Origin of the sequence: Salimicrobium humidisoli (assembly GCF_002295105.1) — a bacterium.
Classification (GTDB): Bacteria; Bacillota; Bacilli; order Bacillales; family Halobacillaceae; genus Salimicrobium; species Salimicrobium humidisoli.
This window is the reverse complement of record NZ_NSGH01000002.1, coordinates 171118-187374: the sequence shown is the minus strand read 5'-3', so window position 1 is coordinate 187374 and position 16257 is coordinate 171118. Positions and strand designations below refer to the sequence as shown.

Genomic DNA, 16257 nt, shown 5'->3' with positions numbered 1-16257 from the left:
ACTACTTCCCTTCTTCACAATGTATATGATATATGAAAGCATACATAATCTGAGCTCCACTTGTCAATAAAACTTATCCATTTGCTTCAAAAACTTCCGGGACTTCAGAAAGTACCCTCCGTATTGTTCGTAGTATCTGTCCAAAAGCTGACGAAGCTTTTCTTTATTTTCTTTCTTCATCGATATGTTTCCGAGTCTCTTCAGGTCCATCTCTGCGAGGAGAGGCAGCAGACTGCTGAACCTCTCCGACAACTCATAACGATCAGGATCCACGTGTTTACACCTGTTGCAGAGATATCCTCCCTCCGCGACAGAAAAAGAAAAAGGACCTTCCGAATTTCCACAATTAATGCACCTGGAGAGGACCGGAGCAAATCCCGCTTTCCTGTAAATTTTCAATTCGAACATCATCGTGACAATTTCCGGGTCCCGGCCTTCATCGATGTAGGTAAGTGTTGTAAGAAGTTGTTCGAAAAGGAATGGGTCCGGCTCTTTTTCTTCCACCAGTTTATCAGCGAGTTCACAGGCAAAAGAAGCGTATCCCGCCTTTAATATATCTTCCCTCACTGAACGAAAAGAATCGACAGTTTCTCCCTGGGACATCGATCCCATGCCGCTCCCTATATATATAAGGTAGTTGCCGTAAATAAAGGGCTGGGTCACCGAACTCATTCTGCTGCTCGGTTTTTTCGCTCCCCGGGCCATTACAGTAATCTTGCCTTTTTCCCGTGTCCAAAGCGTGACAATTTTATGAGTTTCTCCGTAATCTCTTGTCCTGATAACCAGACCCTCGATTTTTTCCAACAAACTCTTTCACCTGTCCTCCCACTCATGATTCTTTCCCCGTCATTTCAAACCTGTCTCCCATGGAGCAAATATTTCACTCAAAATAAGCGGGGCGAGGAGTGTCTCTATTAATAGTCATCTTCTCTGTATCCGAAGTCATTCAGATCAATCGACCGGTTTCTCCAGTCTTTCTGAACTTTCACCCAAAGCTCAAGAAAAACTTTGCTTCCGAGGAGCGCTTCTATGTCTTTTCGGGCTCTTGTCCCCACTTCTTTCAGCATGCTCCCCTGCTTTCCGATGATTATACCCTTCTGTGACTTTCTTTCTACAACTATAATTGCCTGAATGTGAAGAGAACCATTCTCCTCTTCATCTATTCCCTCTATCTTTACCGCGATGGAGTGGGGAATTTCTTCTCTTGTCAGGTGCAGAACTTTCTCTCTTATGAATTCACTTATAACAAATCGCTCGGGATGATCTGTAATCTGATCTTCCGGATAGTATTGCGGCCCTTCTTCAAGATGGCCTTTGATAACTGTGAGAAGATGGTCGACATTGTTTCCTTCCAGAGCAGAGATGGGAACGATTTCTGTGAACTCCATCAGTTCTCTGTACTGCTCAATAAGCGTAATCAGCTTATCAGGATGCACGCGGTCGATCTTGTTGATGATCAGATAGACGGGGCGATCCACGTTCTTCAGACGGTCCACAATGAACTGGTCGCCACGCCCATAACCTTCCTCGGCGTTTATCATAAATAAAATAATATCCACTTCGTTCAACGTCTGCTCAGCAGTATTGACCATATAGTTCCCGAGCTTATGTTTCGGTTTATGGATGCCCGGGGTATCAATGAAAACTATTTGGCTGTCTTCATCGGTATATACACCCTGTATTCTGTTTCTTGTCGTCTGCGCCTTATCACTCATAATGGCAATTTTTTCACCGATCACACGGTTCATGAATGTGGATTTCCCCACATTGGGCCTGCCCACGATGGCTGTGAAGCCGGACTTAAACGTATCTGACATATGTCATCCTCCATACTTACAAATTTGGCACGAAAATTACCAGAGCAATCATTACTGCAAAACATGCAGCAATAAGAACTGCTCCGGCTGAAGCATCTTTAATCACTTTCACTTCCTGATGATAGGACGGATGAATGAAATCCATCACCCGTTCTATTACAGAGTTGACGACCTCCAGGGACAGGACGAGTCCCATCGTCAAAAACAATACTGCCCACTCAACCGGTGAAATGGAAAGGAAGATTCCTGTTAAAAGTACGGCTACAGAGGCAAAACAGTGGATTTTCAAATTCCTCTCTGCCTTTACCACGGCAAGGATACCCGACAGGGCGAAGCGGAAACCTATCCGCTTATTTCGTTTACTTCCTTTCAAGTCCGAATTCATTCAATATGTCCTCTTGACGTTTGAACATTTTCTTTTCGTCCTCTTCCTTTTCATGATCATAACCGAGCAGATGCAGGAGGCTGTGAAGGGCAAGAAAAGAAAACTCCCTCTCTAGAGAATGGTCGTAATCGTCCGCCTGCTCATTTGCTTTATCAACGGAGATAACGATATCCCCGAGCATTCGTGGCATATCTTCGTCGATGGCCTCAAGCTCATCATCCCCTTCTTCAAGCATAGGGAAGGAGAGAACATCTGTCGGCTGATCTATCTGCCGGTAATTTCTGTTCAGTTCCTGAATCTGCGAATTGTTGACAAAGGTAATGGAAAGTTCATTATCCCCTGCTACTCCTTCTTTCTCGGCAGCAAAAGATAACACCCGTTCAATCAGATCCACAAATGCTTCATCGATGGAATTCGTTTCATCATGAAAATCGATTTTCAACATCTTGACAGCCCCCTCTATTCTTTATCTTCATACGCTTCAATAATCCGCTGCACCAGCGGATGTCTAACAACGTCCGTTTCATCAAGATGGATGAAAGAGCTTCCTTTCACCTTCGACAGCTTCTGTTTCGCTTCGATAAGACCGGAATTCATACCTTTCGGCAGGTCCACCTGGGTTATGTCCCCAGTAATAATCATTTTCGATCCGAAACCGAGCCTTGTCAAAAACATCTTCATCTGCTCCGGCGTAGTGTTCTGTGCTTCGTCAAGAAGAGCGAAAGCGTCGTCAAGCGTCCGTCCTCTCATATAAGCAAGCGGTGCAATTTCAATCGTTCCCCTTTCAATCAGTCTTGCCGTGTGCTCAACACCGAACAAGTCATGTAAGGAGTCGTAAAGAGGACGAAGGTACGGATCGACCTTCTCTTTCAGATCTCCGGGCAGGAAACCGAGACTTTCTCCGGCTTCGACAGCAGGCCGGGTGAGTACAATTCTCTTGACGTCTCCATTCTTCAGCGCGTTGACAGCCATAACTACAGCAAGATATGTCTTTCCCGTCCCGGCAGGGCCTATACCGAAAGTCAGATCATTCCTTTTAATGGCACTGATATAATCTCTTTGCCCCAGTGTTTTCACACGAATCGGTTTTCCTTTGGCGTTTCTCGTTATCTCATCTTCGTACAATGCTTCGAACTGATTAATTTTACCTTTTTTAGCAAGCTCAATGGCGTATACAATGTCTCTCTCCGTAACACTGAGGCCTTTGCGTATGAGCGCCAGCAGGGAACCGATAACATCTTCTACGATGGCTACGTGTTCCGGAACACCGGAAACGTTCACTTTTTCTCCCCTGGAAACAATAGTTACACTTAACTGTTCTTCCATCTGTTTAAGGTTTCTGTCCTCCGTCCCGAACAGCGTGAGAGCTTCTTCGGGACTGTCCAGATGCACATCTATCGTTTGTAAGTCTTCCTGCATATTCAATCTCCTTGATTAATATATTTCGTTGCATAAGATTTTTGATTTAATTTATATTTTAGAATTAATTTTACTTTACCACTGTCTGTATAGCGGTGCAAAACTTTTCCTCTAGTCCCTGCGCTCTTCGTAATAAGGAGGAGGATATGTATGTTTATAGTTTCCACATACCTTTTCACAGCTCCTTCTAAACCACGAGCAAAACCCGGCCTGCATTCAGCAGACCGGGTCTCATGCTTCACCATCTTCTTAAAGGCCGATGGGGACGTTTTGCTCTTGGCGGACCCAGGATCTCACTCATTATGACACCGTCCTGAATTCGTCTTTTCGTCCAATTTTCCCTGAGGAACGGATGGACTTCCTGAGTCTCGTCTTCTTTTTTATCTACAACGAGATCTCCGTGCTGCAATATTCCCTCATGTTTTCTCTCGGATGCTTTTTCATCGTGTACATTCTCTTCTTCAAAATCCTGATCCGCGTGTTCCTTCATTTCTTCATACTTCTCGTTGAGAGAAGGGGCGGGACTGTTCTCCCGTTCCGGTACGGAGGAAGGGCTGTTATCTTCCCGGTTTTCCTGAGAACGCTGGAAGAGGGAGAAAATCCCGTAAAGTACAGCTCCCACTATGAAAATGTTTGAAAAGATCACTGATATTAAATCTCCCACTGATCATCACCTCTTTCTTCAAAAGCTTGAAAATGAGGTCCAATTACTTGCCGTTGTCCTCGTCATCCGTTTCTCCGGTAGTACCTAACGTTTTTCTCATGTCGGTGTCCGCATCAATGTTCTGGTAGTTCATGTAATCCATAACTCCCATTTTTCCGGAACGCAACGCCTCTGCAAGAGCCTGTGGTACTTCCGCTTCCGCTTCGACCACTTTCGCCTGCATTTCCTGAACACGGGCGCGCATTTCCTGCTCCTGGGCGATAGCCATCGCTCTTCGTTCTTCCGCTTTCGCCTGAGCGATATTTTTATCAGCTTCTGCCTGGTCCGTCTGCAGAATGGCTCCGATGTTCTTACCGATGTCTATATCGGCAATATCAATCGAGAGAATCTCGAAAGCCGTACCTGCATCAAGCCCTTTTCCGAGAACGTTTTTGGAAATCGAATCCGGATTCTCAAGCACTTTATTGTGGTTATCACTGGAACCGATAGTAGAAACGATTCCTTCTCCGACACGTGCGATAATCGTGTCCTCCCCGGCACCCCCTACGAGCCGGTCGATATTGGCCCGGACCGTGATACGGGCTTTCGCTTTCACTTCAATACCGTCCATAGCCACACCGGCGATGAAAGGAGTCTCTATCACTTTAGGGTTAACACTCATCTGAACAGCTTCCAGTACATCCCGGCCGGCCAGGTCGATCGCTGCACATCGTTCGAAAGTCAGTTCTATGTTTGCACGGTGCGCGGCAATAAGCGCATTGACCACCCTGTCCACATTACCCCCGGCCAGGTAGTGGCTCTCGAGCTGGTTCGTATTAATATCAAGACCGGCTTTATGAGCTTTGATCAGAGGGTTGATGACTCTGGCGGGAGTTACCCGTCTTAATCTCATACCCACAAGACTGAATATACTGATCTTGACCCCTGCAGCCAGTGCGCTGATCCACAGCATCACGGGGATGAAAGTGAACAGTACAGCTAAAGCAATAATAATGATTCCGACGATGATTAATGGCATCAATTCCTGTAACGTCATGATTTTTCCTCCTTATTATCTCCAATTTCCCGTACTACAATTCTTGACCCTTCCACTTTTACGATTTTGATCCCTGTACCTGCCTGAATAAATGACCCTTCACTCACTACATCCAGCCTTTCGTCTCCGAAAATACCGGACCCGGAAGGACGGAGAGGGGTCAGACTTTCGCCTGTCTCGCCTATCAGTTCCAGTCTGCTTCGGGACGAAACGTAACCTTCCGAAGTGTTTGTAGAATCGCTCAGAACAATTTTTTTAACGAAGTTGTTCTGGAAACCGACAAATTTAAAAAGAAGGACTGAGGCTACGATAGTAACAAGAACAGCTATTCCGATGCTGAAAGCCATATATCCAAGATCCTGCCCCGACATGAGGAGCGAAGCCACAATAGCAACCGCCCCTCCGATCCCGGCAATTCCTCCCGGGAGGAAGAACTCTGCGATAATAAGTGCTATTCCTGCCACAAGCAGAATGATCGCTTCAAATCCTGCAAGTCCGGCGATTACGTGCCCGTAAAAGAAAAGGACAAGCGACATGATACCGATAGAACCGGGGATACCAAAGCCCGGAGTATATATTTCCGCTATAAGTCCTAAGCTTGCGAGCGATAACAAAATAGGTACGACCGCAGGGTTTGTCAGGAATCTGGCAAGATTTTCGGAAAATGTAGGCTCGACCCTCACCGTGTCGGAAGGGTCATACCCGAGTTTCTTAACGACAGCGTCCATACTGGAAAGCGTTTCTTCAGAATACCCCACCTCTACTGCCTGGGCGGGGGTCAGTGTAAGAAACTCTCCCTTCGGAGCTCCATACTCGGGTAAGTCTATACTTTTATCCGCCATGGCTTTTGCATACAAAGGGTCTCTCCCGGTATTCTCTGCTGCCGCAGTCATAGCTGATATCCAGGCGGACTGGGCTTTTTTATCTGCCGCCGTTCCGTCCGAATTGATGACTCCGGAGGCTCCCATGGTCGCCTGGGATTTCATATAGATATCATCCATATTCAGAGCTATATACGAGCCGGCAGAGTACGCACGACTAGTGACGTAGGCAGCGGTCGGGACGTCGGTATTGGTTAAATACTCACCTATCTCGTTCGCTGCATCCACACGTCCGCCCGGGGTATCGATTTCGAAAATAAGTTGCTTCGCCCCCGCATCTTCCGCTTCAGTTATTGCTCTGTCGATAAACGAGGCCATACCTTTCTCCACCGTTTCTTCAACAGGAACTACATACACCTCGCCCGCCGCTTCCACGGAGACAGGAGCTAATAACATAAGCAGAAATGGAAAGAGTAATATGGAGCTTTTCCATTTCCTGATCACGCTCACCGTCATCCCCCCTTTCGTCTCGCTTATACCTTATACGTATGTAGCTGTGAAAACGTTTCAGGGAATTTATGAAAAAAGACCTCTCGTTTCTGAGAGGCCTTTTCCCTGTTTATGATAATTGCTTCATAACTTCTTTATTGACCTGGGTGCCGTCCGCTTTCCCTTTTACTTTAGGCATAACGGCAGACATTACTTTACCCATGTCGCTTTTACCGGAAGCATCGACTTCATTAATAGTTTCAGAGACTACAGCCTCCAACTCTTCTTCCGTCAACTGCTTCGGCAGATAGTCGTTTAGAATGTTGATTTCTTCCCGAAGGTCACTTACAAGGTCATCCCGACCAGCTTGTTTAAATTCTTGGAGGGAATCTTTCCTTTGTTTTACCTCACGCGATAAAACCGTCAGTTCCTCTTCTTCCGTCAGATGATCATTCTTACCGAGTTTTATCGCTTCGTTCTGCATGGATGATCGCACCATACGGATAACGCCAAGTCTTTTTTTATCCCTGGCTTTCATAGCGACTTTCATGTCCTCTGTAAGACGTTCAGAAATAGTCATTTTATCTCTACACCCTCTTCACAGAACACTTACTTGCGCTTTCTTGCTGCCTCGGATTTTTTCTTACGACGAACGCTTGGCTTATCGTAATATTCACGCTTACGAGCCTCAGCCAGAGTACCGCTTTTAGATACGTCTTTCTTGAAACGACGAAGAGCATCCTCTAAAGATTCGTTTTTGCGTACGCGAGTGGTCTTAGACATATTACTTCCCTCCCTCCGAAACAAACAAAACTAGTTCAAGATATGGAAAGACCCCATATCTTTGTCAATTATATTACACCAAATTCATCAGGTCAACAAGCACTCTGCTCTTAATAATCAGATGTGCCTTCTTTTCCCTGAATGATCGCAATTCCGGAACTCGCTCCAATTCTCGTAGCTCCTGCATCAATCATCTGTTTTGCATCTTCGTAATCTTTTACGCCGCCTGATGCTTTGACTCCCATGTCCTCTCCGACTGTCTCCCTCATAAGAGAAACATCTTCGAGTGTAGCTCCTCCACCCGAAAAACCGGTCGAGGTCTTCACGTAATCAGCACCGGCCTGTTTAGCAAGTTCACAAGCTGTGACTTTTTCTTCATTTTCAAGAAGAGCGGTTTCAATAATCACTTTAACAGTGGCTTTGCCGGCTGCGGCTTCCACGACAGCCTCGATATCTTTTTGTACCGCATCCGTGTTGCCGCTTTTCAGTTCCCCTACATTGATGACCATGTCCACCTCTTCGGCACCATGTTCAATCGCCGTTTTCGTTTCATATACCTTAACTTCTGTTGTAGAAGCGCCAAGCGGGAAACCGATAACCGTACAAACCATTACATCCGTATCTTTCAACTGTTCGTTACAGTAAGAAACCCAGTACGGGTTTACACAGACAGAAGCGAAATCATACTCTTTTGCTTCTTCGCATACCTGTTCGATTTTTTCCTTCGTCGTTTCGGGTTTAAGCTGTGTATGGTCGATCATCTTTGCCAGTGTGCTCATAATACATCTCCTTTTCAGCTTGTTCGTACATCTAACTCCATAGTAACTGTTTTCAAATCAAAAGAAAAGCGTTTTCTTATTCTTCCCATTCATACGACAGGGCAGAGAGGAAATATAAAGCGGCTGTTTCCATTCTTAAAATGCGACGGCCGAGCCGCACCGGTTGAAAAGATGCCTGGTACAACACAGAGACTTCTTCCGGGGTGAATCCGCCTTCCGGACCTATAACCAGACAGACGCTTTCACCGGGCCCCACTTTTCTGATGTACCCGGACAACCGGGATTCCGTCTCTTCCCGGGCTTCGTTTTCATAAGCGAACAACAAATGCCCGAATCCCTCCGTCCACTCGATGACCTGCTTTAAAGATGCCACAGATTTAACTTCGGGAATCATCAGTCTTTCCGATTGCTCAGCAGCTTCTTTGGCAATTTTGTTCCATCTTTCCACTTTTTTCTGCTGCCTTTTCTCATCCCATTTCGCTACGGAGCGCCCCGCCTGAAAAGGGATCATTTCCGCCATCCCGAGTTCCGTGCCTTTTTGCACGACCCACTCCACCTTGTCGGATTTTCCGATTGCCTGCACGATGGTCACTTTCTGGGGAAGTTCCGGATCGGTTTCGAGAGGATGTTTCAGTGCACAGTACACTTCCTCATCTATCTCTGTTATTTCCGCCTCAAAAGCTTTCTTGTCAGGGTGAACTACTATCACTGTATCTCCAGGGGCCATTCTCATAACTTTCCGTATATGATGCACATCCGGACCGGTGATCTTCACTCTGTCTTCGTTCCAGTTTTCACGTCCTGCAAAGTATCTTTGCATCATTCGTCCTCCTGCAGCGGACGTCTTGCCGTATAGGAGACCCAGTCTTTCATGTTAGTCGTTTCCACGATTTCGAATCCGGCTTCCTCCAGGCTGTTACGTACGAGGTCTTTTTTTCCTTCTATAATTCCGGATGTTATAAAATAACCGCCCGGCTTCAACAACGAGAAGGCGTCATTTGGAAACTTGACGATGATCTCCGCAAGTATATTGGCGACAATGACATCCGCCTCCTGGGTTACGCCTTCTAAAAGGTTGTTTTCTTCCGCTTTCACCCTGTCCTCTACACCGTTCAACCGGGCATTGTTTCTGGTGCTCTTAACGGCTATCTCATCCAGATCAAACGCATGTACGTAGGCAGCTCCGAGAAGCACGGCTCCTACACTGAGAATACCGGAGCCTGCGCCCACATCAAGTACCGCATCCCCATCTTTGATATATTTCTCCAGTGCCTGCATACTGAGAGCCGTAGTGGGGTGTGTTCCGGTTCCGAATGCCATGCCGGGGTCCATTTCAATTACAAGTTCTCCCGGTGTGTCCGCTTCATAATCTTCCCAGGTCGGGGCAATTGTGATTTTTTCGGATATTTTTACAGGTTTATAATATTTTTTCCAGGAGTTTGCCCAGTCCTCTTCCCTTATGGCCTTTACAGTGATTTCATTATATCCGATATCAATGCCATAATCGGTAAGGGACGTCACTGAGGCCTCGATCTCTTTTATAACCTCCGGTGTTGCAGAACTCTCGGGCAGGTATGCTTTAACGATAACCCCATCCTTCGGATAATTTGAAGGATCCAGATCATAGATTTCCCCGAATCTCGCGGAATATTTTTCAAGATCCGACGGGTCCTCGATCACCACTCCGCCTGCCCCGAACTCCTGCAGGAGGTTTGAAACCGGTTCTATCGCTTCATTTGTTGTATGTATACTGATTTCGGACCAATTCATTTCCTCCACCTGCTCTTTCCTCATTTATCTGTCAAAAATAAAACAGAGAATGATTGATTTAATAAAAAGGCTCGTTTTATCACGGAACTCATTTGAAAGCGGTCTTTGTCGACATTTCGCTTTGAACACGCCATAAAACAAAATACTCCATGTAAATGGAAGGAGGAGTTTCTCCTTCCCATCTTACATCGAGCATTATATTTATACAAAATTATTCACCTTTAAAAGCACGTTTCATTCTTTCGAAAAAGTTTCCATGCTGTTCTTCAGCTGTTTCGTTCCCGCTGATTTCGTTGAATTCACGGAGCAGTTCCTTCTGTCTGTCCGTAAGGTTTTTAGGAGTAACCACTCTTATTTTTACATGCTGGTCGCCGTGCCCGCGGCCATGAACGTTAGGGGAACCTTTCCCTTTCAAACGGAATGTTTTCCCTGTCTGCGTTCCTGCAGGAATCTTCAGCATAACTTTTCCGTGCAGGGTCGGCACTTCGATTTCGTCACCGAGCCCGGCCTGAGCAAATGTGAGCGGCACTTCACAGAAAATATGATCGCCGTCACGTTCATAGAATTCGTGCCGTTTGACCTGGATAACTACATACAGATCTCCGGCAGGACCACCGTTGACACCTGCTTCTCCTTTTCCTGGAACCCGTACCTGCTGGCCTTCGTCCACGCCTGCAGGGATATCCAGGTGAATGGAATCCGTTTTGGTTACCCGGCCGTTTCCGCCACAGGTCGCACATTTCTCTTTAACGATTTTTCCGGATCCCTGGCAGTGGTGACAGACGCGGCGATTAACGACTCTGCCGAACGGTGTATTCTGTTCCTGATTGATCTGACCTGCCCCCTGACAATGAGGGCACGTTTCCGGAGAAGTGCCAGGCTTGGCGCCTGAACCATCACAAGTATCACATTCTTCTTCCCGGGGAATCTCTACATCCGTACTCTTGCCGAAGATCGCTTCTTCGAATTCAAGAGTCATCGTATACTGCAGGTCATTACCTCTTCTAGGGGCGTTCGGATCACGTCTGCGCCCCCCGCCGCCGAAGAACATATCGAAAATGTCACTGAAACCTCCGAAGTCTTCAGCTCCGCCGAATCCTCCCTGACCCATGCCGGGACCTTCATGGCCGAACTGATCATACTGAGATCTTTTCTGATCATCGCTCAGTGTTTCATAAGCTTCTTTTACTTCTTTAAACTTCTCCTGAGCCCCTTCTTCTTCGCTTACATCAGGGTGGTATTTTCTGGCGAGTTTGCGATAAGCTTTTTTAATATCCTGTTTTGAAGCATCCTGGGAAATCCCAAGGACCTCATAATAATCTCGTTTACTCAAATTCCATCACTCTCCCGAACTCTGTTACAAGCATAATTATAGAACGATATGTCCCTTCCTTCAACCGGCGTCCGAAAGAAAATCCGCCTTACAGGCGGATTACCTCTTCCAGTTTACCCTGCACTGACATGTTCATTCTGTTGAAAAAAGTCAAAGCCAAGAAAATCCTGACTTTGACTTTTTTGATCTTTCTTATTTATTTTCGTCTTTATTATCGTCTTCGTTCACTTCTTCATAATCAGCATCTACGACATCGTCCTGACCTTCTTCGCCTTCAGCCTGCTGCTGTTGCTGGGCGGCCTGCTCGTACATTTTCACGGACAGCGCCTGAACCTGCTCCTGAAGGTTGTCGCGCTTAGCTTTGATGTCTTCCAGATCTTCGCCTTCAAGTGCTGTCTGCAGCTCAGCTTTAGCATCTTCAGCTTTTTGTTTCTCTTCTTCACTTACCTGTTCGCCAAGATCTTTGATCGTCTTGTCTGTAGTGAAGATCAGCTGATCAGCTTCGTTACGAAGTTCGATTTCTTCGCGCTTCTGCTTGTCAGCCTCGGCGTTTTCTTCGGCTTCGTTAACCATACGCTCCACTTCTTCGTCGGAAAGACCGGAAGAGGACTTGATGGTAATGGATTGCTCTTTGTTCGTTCCGAGATCTTTGGCACGAACGTTTACAATACCGTTTGCATCAATATCGAAAGAAACTTCGATTTGTGGTACACCGCGCGGCGCCGGCGGGATATCAGTCAGTTGGAAACGACCTAGCGTATTGTTATCCTGGGCCATTTCACGTTCCCCTTGCAGGACGTGGATATCGACAGCTGTCTGATTGTCCGCTGCTGTAGAGAAAGTCTGGGAATGACTTGTAGGAATCGTAGTGTTTCTTTCGATAAGTTTCGTCGTTACGCCACCCATCGTTTCGATACCGAGAGAGAGAGGTGTTACGTCCAGAAGAACAACGTCCTTGACGTCTCCCTGAAGCACTCCACCCTGAATAGCGGCACCGAGAGCCACTACTTCATCCGGGTTTACACCTTTGGAAGGTTCTTTTCCTACTACTTTTTGAATGCCTTCCTGAACAGCAGGAATACGAGTGGAGCCACCTACAAGAAGAATACGGTCAATGTCGGATGCACTCATGTTCGCATCTTTAAGAGCCTGACGTGTAGGTTTCATCGTACGCTCCACGAGCTCGGAAGTAAGCTCTTCGAATTTCGCACGGGTGATTGTCATCTCCAGGTGAAGAGGACCTGCTTCGCCCGCTGTGATAAACGGAAGGGATACTTGCGTCTGTGCTACTCCGGACAGATCTTTCTTAGCTTTTTCAGCGGCATCTTTCAGGCGCTGTTTAGCCATTTTATCTTTGGAAAGATCGATTCCGTTTTCTTTTTTGAATTCTTTGACCATGTGGTCCATAAGAAGTTCGTCGAAATCGTCACCACCGAGACGGTTATCCCCTGCTGTGGACACAACTTCGAACGTACCGTCACCAATGTCCAGAATGGACACGTCAAACGTACCGCCACCAAGGTCATATACAAGGATTGTCTGATCCTGGTCTTCTTTGTCAATACCGTATGCAAGCGCCGCAGCTGTAGGCTCGTTAATGATACGTTCTACTTCAAGGCCTGCAATCTTACCGGCATCTTTTGTAGCCTGACGTTCGGAATCGTTGAAGTAAGCAGGTACTGTAATAACTGCCTTCTCCACTTTTTCACCGAGATAGTCTTCCGCATATTCTTTCAGATACTGAAGGATGATTGCTGAAATTTCCTGTGGTGTATATTCTTTTCCTTCGATTTCCACTTTGTAATCCGTGCCCATGTGACGTTTAATGGACTGGACAGTGTTCGGGTTAGTGATAGCCTGACGCTTCGCCACTTCCCCTACCTGACGTTCGCCATTTTTGAACGCTACTACAGATGGAGCAGTACGATTCCCTTCCGGGTTAGGGATTACTTTCGATTCCCCGCCTTCCATCACTGCTACACAAGAGTTTGTGGTACCTAAATCAATTCCGATAATCTTACTCATAGTGACTTCCTCCTTCAATACATTAAACTTTTATTGGTTTACTTTTACCATAGCAGGGCGAATCACGCGGTCATTCAGTTTGTAACCGGTCTGAAGTACATCGACGACCACGTTTGATTCATAACCTTCTTCCTCCACCTGCATCATTGCCTGATGCACATGAGGGTCGAACGTTTCTCCCTGGGCACTTATTACTTCCACACCCTCTTTTTCAAGAGCGCTCCACAATTGGTTATATACCATTTTCATCCCGTCGACAAACCCTTGAGCGGATTCTTCTTTAACTTCTGTCTGTAAAGCACGCTCAAAGTTATCCAGGACAGGGATCAATTCTTCTGTGAGAGACTGGGATCTGTATTTACGATCCATCTCTTTTTCTTTCTGTGTACGCCGACGGAAGTTGTCGAAATCCGCCTGTACACGGAGCATTCTTTCCTGGATTTCGTCTCTTTCCTGCTCGACTTTCTCCAGTTCTGTCTGCTCTTCTGTGTATTCGGACACTATATCTTCAGGGTTTTCTTCTGTCCCCTCCGATTCGTTCATAACAGTATTAGTGTCTTTTTCTTCTTCTACCATGAAGGCCACCTCCCAGGGTTATTCTCACCGTTACTGAATATAACACATATAAACACCATCACAAAAGAAAGTGACAGCAACAAGCGGAACCTTCGTTTAATACCATTCCCTGAAGGTTTCCGTCATGTGTCTGGACAGTTCTTCCACTAACGTTACTACGCGGTTGTATTCCATGCGGGTCGGCCCGAGCAGAGCCAGTGTCCCCACCTGCTGATTACCGAAGTAGTAATTAGCGGTAATGATACTGCAGTGCTGAAGGGCAATAAAAGGATTTTCGTGACCGATCATTGTCTGAATACCCTTATCGCTCGTTTTCAGAAGGCTGGCAATATCCTTTTCCTCTTCAATCATGGACATAATGGACCTTATCCTGTCTATGTCCTTGAATTCGGGCTGCATCAGAATATTAGTCTTTCCTCCTACGTAGAGCTTGGCAGAGTTATCATTGGCCAAAGCAGCACGAAGGTACATGAAAGCATCGTTGAAGTGTTCGGCATGCTCTTTCAAAAGAGAAAAAATTTCTTTATTCAATCTCTCGGGCACTTCAATCAAAGCCACGCCTTTCAAACGCTCGTTAAGGATATTGACCATTTTCTCAAGATCAGTCGCTTTAATCTCCAACGGTGTCGAAAACACGCGGTGTTCCACATGACCCGTATTGGTAACGAGCACCGCTACAGCTTTTTCATGAGACAGAGGAGTAATCTGGATTTGTTTAAGTCTGGTTTCGAAAACTTCCGGCCCGAGAATGATAGAGGTGTAGTTGGTAAGGTCAGAAAGTATTCCTGCCGACTTTTCCACCACCTGTTCAAACTCCAGCGTTTTCTTCCCGAAAGATTCCCGAATGAGGTTTTTCTCCCTGGAACTCAGCGTGGAGGGAGAAAGCAGATGATCCACATAAAATCGATACCCTTTCTCAGACGGTGCTCTTCCTGAAGAGGAATGAAGCTTTTCCAGAAAACCCATTTCCTCGAGGTCCGCCATCTCATTACGAATAGTCGCCGGACTGAAGTCCACGGTTTCTTTCTTGGAAATGTACCGTGAGCCCACCGGCTGGGCAGTAAGAATAAAATCATCAACGATTACTTTTAGTATTTGCAACTGACGATTTGTTAGCATCGATGATCACCTCTGTTAGCACTCATTGGTTCCGAGTGCTAAATCTATAATTAAGTTATCAAAAGGTCAGAAAGATGTCAACGAATAAACCGGAAAAATTCTCAGTCGATTAAAAAAGAAGCAAAGACGTCATTGCCGAACAGCTTCCCCTGTTCCGTCAGCTTTATATATCCGCCATCCTCTTCTAAAAGGCCCCGGTCGATCAACGTATCGACAGCTCCTCCGAAAACTTCGTCAGGGTCCCTGTCGTACTTCTCTTTAAATCGTGCCCGGGAAACACCTTCCATCTTCCTCAACCCGAGAAACATTTCTTCTTCCATCATTTCTTTCAATTCTACCGGCTCTTCATGCAGTACCGGCTTTCCATCTTCAAATACTTTCTTCAAATAGGCAGGGAGCGGCCTGATATTAATGGTCCGTTTTCCGGGCAGGTACCCGTGAGCGCCTGCACCGATTCCATAATAATAAGCGTTGTCCCAATAAGTGAGGTTGTGCTCGCTCTCATAACCCGGGCGGGAAAAATTGCTTATTTCGTAATGGTAAATGCCTTCTTCCCGGAGTTTTTTCTGCAGAAGATGATACATTTCCACTTCATCTTCTTCCGGGGGTTTTGAAAGTTCACCTTTTTTGTACCGCTGATGGAACACCGTCTTCGGCTCTATCTGTAACGAATAAGAGGAATAGTGGGGCAGGTTCAGTTCGAGTGCCTTGTCCACAGATTCCTCAAAGAGTTCGACGGACTGGTTCGGAAGGCCATACATAAGATCGATACTTATATTGTCTATTCCTGCGTGACGCAACCTGTCAATATTAAGATATACATCTTCTTCTTTATGGACCCTGCCGAGTTCTTCCAGAAGTGTATTATCAAAAGTCTGAACTCCGAGAGAGATCCGGTTCACTCCGTACTTCGCAAGCAGATCGGCTTTCTCCTGATCAAGATCACCCGGGTTCGCTTCAAAAGTATATTCTTCACATTTATCTATATCAAAATGGCCATCGATCATTTTAAGCAGTTTTTCCAGCTGTGCGGCTGTCAGAACGGTAGGTGTGCCGCCTCCTACATAAATCGTCTTCATCACCTGTTTCGCACCCGGGACATACCCGTCCATTTCTATTTCCAGCGCTTCCAGATACTGATCTGCAGCTTTCTCGTCGTAAAAGAATTTAACAAAATCACAATAGTGACAAATCTGCTGACAAAACGGAATGTGGATGTAAGCTGAAGAAATTTTCATATT

18 protein-coding genes are annotated in these 16257 nt (G+C 46.2%); all 18 read right to left on the bottom strand.

The window, feature by feature from the left end:
- Nucleotides 1–63 precede the first annotated feature (63 nt).
- The gene (recO, locus tag CKW00_RS02285; protein ID WP_040609198.1) at nucleotides 64–807 is read right to left on the bottom strand and encodes a DNA repair protein RecO; all 744 of its coding nucleotides are present in this window, start codon (nucleotides 805–807) and stop codon (nucleotides 64–66) included.
- Between the two features lie 107 nt (nucleotides 808–914).
- Nucleotides 915–1817, bottom strand: a complete 903-nt coding sequence (era, locus tag CKW00_RS02280) for a GTPase Era (protein WP_076569884.1) — start codon at nucleotides 1815–1817, stop codon at nucleotides 915–917.
- A 16-nt stretch (nucleotides 1818–1833) separates the two neighbouring features.
- The gene (locus CKW00_RS02275) at nucleotides 1834–2202 is read right to left on the bottom strand and encodes a diacylglycerol kinase family protein (protein WP_095821182.1); all 369 of its coding nucleotides are present in this window, start codon (nucleotides 2200–2202) and stop codon (nucleotides 1834–1836) included.
- Entirely contained in the window at nucleotides 2177–2644 is a 468-nt protein-coding gene (gene ybeY, locus CKW00_RS02270) for an rRNA maturation RNase YbeY (RefSeq protein ID WP_095821197.1), read from the bottom strand. The genes CKW00_RS02275 and ybeY overlap by 26 nt, the downstream gene beginning before the upstream one ends.
- Before the next feature lie 17 nt (nucleotides 2645–2661).
- The gene (locus CKW00_RS02265; RefSeq protein WP_008588786.1) at nucleotides 2662–3621 is read right to left on the bottom strand and encodes a PhoH family protein; all 960 of its coding nucleotides are present in this window, start codon (nucleotides 3619–3621) and stop codon (nucleotides 2662–2664) included.
- Nucleotides 3622–3859: 238 nt separating this feature from the next.
- Nucleotides 3860–4267, bottom strand: coding sequence for a hypothetical protein (locus tag CKW00_RS02255; protein ID WP_158221261.1), 408 nt, complete (start codon nucleotides 4265–4267; stop codon nucleotides 3860–3862).
- A 61-nt stretch (nucleotides 4268–4328) separates the two neighbouring features.
- Nucleotides 4329–5321 (bottom strand): flotillin-like protein FloA, encoded by a 993-nt coding sequence (gene floA, locus CKW00_RS02250; protein ID WP_095821179.1) that lies wholly within the window; start codon nucleotides 5319–5321, stop codon nucleotides 4329–4331.
- Nucleotides 5318–6658: an NfeD family protein gene (locus tag CKW00_RS02245; protein ID WP_095821178.1), complete on the bottom strand. Its 1341-nt coding sequence runs from the start codon at nucleotides 6656–6658 to the stop codon at nucleotides 5318–5320. The genes floA and CKW00_RS02245 overlap by 4 nt, the downstream gene beginning before the upstream one ends.
- A 103-nt stretch (nucleotides 6659–6761) precedes the next feature.
- Nucleotides 6762–7211 carry a GatB/YqeY domain-containing protein gene (locus CKW00_RS02240; RefSeq protein ID WP_095821177.1) on the bottom strand — a complete coding sequence of 150 codons (450 nt, stop codon included), beginning with the start codon at nucleotides 7209–7211 and terminating at the stop codon, nucleotides 6762–6764.
- 29 nt (nucleotides 7212–7240) lie between these two features.
- Nucleotides 7241–7414, bottom strand: coding sequence for a 30S ribosomal protein S21 (gene rpsU, locus CKW00_RS02235; protein WP_008588775.1), 174 nt, complete (start codon nucleotides 7412–7414; stop codon nucleotides 7241–7243).
- Between the two features lie 110 nt (nucleotides 7415–7524).
- Nucleotides 7525–8196 carry a deoxyribose-phosphate aldolase gene (gene deoC, locus CKW00_RS02230; RefSeq protein WP_095821176.1) on the bottom strand — a complete coding sequence of 224 codons (672 nt, stop codon included), beginning with the start codon at nucleotides 8194–8196 and terminating at the stop codon, nucleotides 7525–7527.
- Between the two features lie 73 nt (nucleotides 8197–8269).
- On the bottom strand, nucleotides 8270–9013 hold the full coding sequence (locus CKW00_RS02225; RefSeq protein ID WP_095821175.1) for a 16S rRNA (uracil(1498)-N(3))-methyltransferase: 744 nt from the start codon (nucleotides 9011–9013) through the stop codon (nucleotides 8270–8272).
- Nucleotides 9013–9963: a 50S ribosomal protein L11 methyltransferase gene (gene prmA, locus CKW00_RS02220; protein ID WP_040609195.1), complete on the bottom strand. Its 951-nt coding sequence runs from the start codon at nucleotides 9961–9963 to the stop codon at nucleotides 9013–9015. Before prmA ends, CKW00_RS02225 begins: the two co-directional genes overlap by 1 nt.
- A 211-nt stretch (nucleotides 9964–10174) precedes the next feature.
- A complete protein-coding gene (dnaJ, locus tag CKW00_RS02215) occupies nucleotides 10175–11296 on the bottom strand; it encodes a molecular chaperone DnaJ (RefSeq protein ID WP_095821174.1) in 1122 nt (373 codons plus the stop codon).
- Nucleotides 11297–11488: 192 nt separating this feature from the next.
- Nucleotides 11489–13321, bottom strand: coding sequence for a molecular chaperone DnaK (gene dnaK, locus CKW00_RS02210; protein ID WP_093106104.1), 1833 nt, complete (start codon nucleotides 13319–13321; stop codon nucleotides 11489–11491).
- Between the two features lie 30 nt (nucleotides 13322–13351).
- Nucleotides 13352–13897, bottom strand: coding sequence for a nucleotide exchange factor GrpE (gene grpE, locus CKW00_RS02205; protein WP_095821173.1), 546 nt, complete (start codon nucleotides 13895–13897; stop codon nucleotides 13352–13354).
- A 96-nt stretch (nucleotides 13898–13993) separates the two neighbouring features.
- Nucleotides 13994–15016, bottom strand: a complete 1023-nt coding sequence (hrcA, locus tag CKW00_RS02200) for a heat-inducible transcriptional repressor HrcA (RefSeq protein ID WP_095821172.1) — start codon at nucleotides 15014–15016, stop codon at nucleotides 13994–13996.
- A gap of 101 nt (nucleotides 15017–15117) precedes the next feature.
- Complete coding sequence (gene hemW, locus CKW00_RS02195) at nucleotides 15118–16254, bottom strand: radical SAM family heme chaperone HemW (protein ID WP_095821171.1); 1137 nt, start codon at nucleotides 16252–16254, stop codon at nucleotides 15118–15120.
- Nucleotides 16255–16257 lie beyond the last annotated feature (3 nt).

Coding starts and splice junctions, on each gene's coding strand:
- era (WP_076569884.1), bottom strand. CDS start 1,817: ATGTCAGATACGTTTAAGTCCGGCTTCACAGCCATCGTGGGCAGGCCC.
- CKW00_RS02275 (WP_095821182.1), bottom strand. CDS start 2,202: ATGAATTCGGACTTGAAAGGAAGTAAACGAAATAAGCGGATAGGTTTC.
- CKW00_RS02265 (WP_008588786.1), bottom strand. CDS start 3,621: ATGCAGGAAGACTTACAAACGATAGATGTGCATCTGGACAGTCCCGAA.
- floA (WP_095821179.1), bottom strand. CDS start 5,321: ATGACGTTACAGGAATTGATGCCATTAATCATCGTCGGAATCATTATT.
- CKW00_RS02245 (WP_095821178.1), bottom strand. CDS start 6,658: ATGACGGTGAGCGTGATCAGGAAATGGAAAAGCTCCATATTACTCTTT.
- CKW00_RS02240 (WP_095821177.1), bottom strand. CDS start 7,211: ATGACTATTTCTGAACGTCTTACAGAGGACATGAAAGTCGCTATGAAA.
- rpsU (WP_008588775.1), bottom strand. CDS start 7,414: ATGTCTAAGACCACTCGCGTACGCAAAAACGAATCTTTAGAGGATGCT.
- CKW00_RS02225 (WP_095821175.1), bottom strand. CDS start 9,013: ATGCAAAGATACTTTGCAGGACGTGAAAACTGGAACGAAGACAGAGTG.
- prmA (WP_040609195.1), bottom strand. CDS start 9,963: ATGAATTGGTCCGAAATCAGTATACATACAACAAATGAAGCGATAGAA.
- dnaK (WP_093106104.1), bottom strand. CDS start 13,321: ATGAGTAAGATTATCGGAATTGATTTAGGTACCACAAACTCTTGTGTA.
- grpE (WP_095821173.1), bottom strand. CDS start 13,897: ATGGTAGAAGAAGAAAAAGACACTAATACTGTTATGAACGAATCGGAG.
- hrcA (WP_095821172.1), bottom strand. CDS start 15,016: ATGCTAACAAATCGTCAGTTGCAAATACTAAAAGTAATCGTTGATGAT.
- hemW (WP_095821171.1), bottom strand. CDS start 16,254: ATGAAAATTTCTTCAGCTTACATCCACATTCCGTTTTGTCAGCAGATT.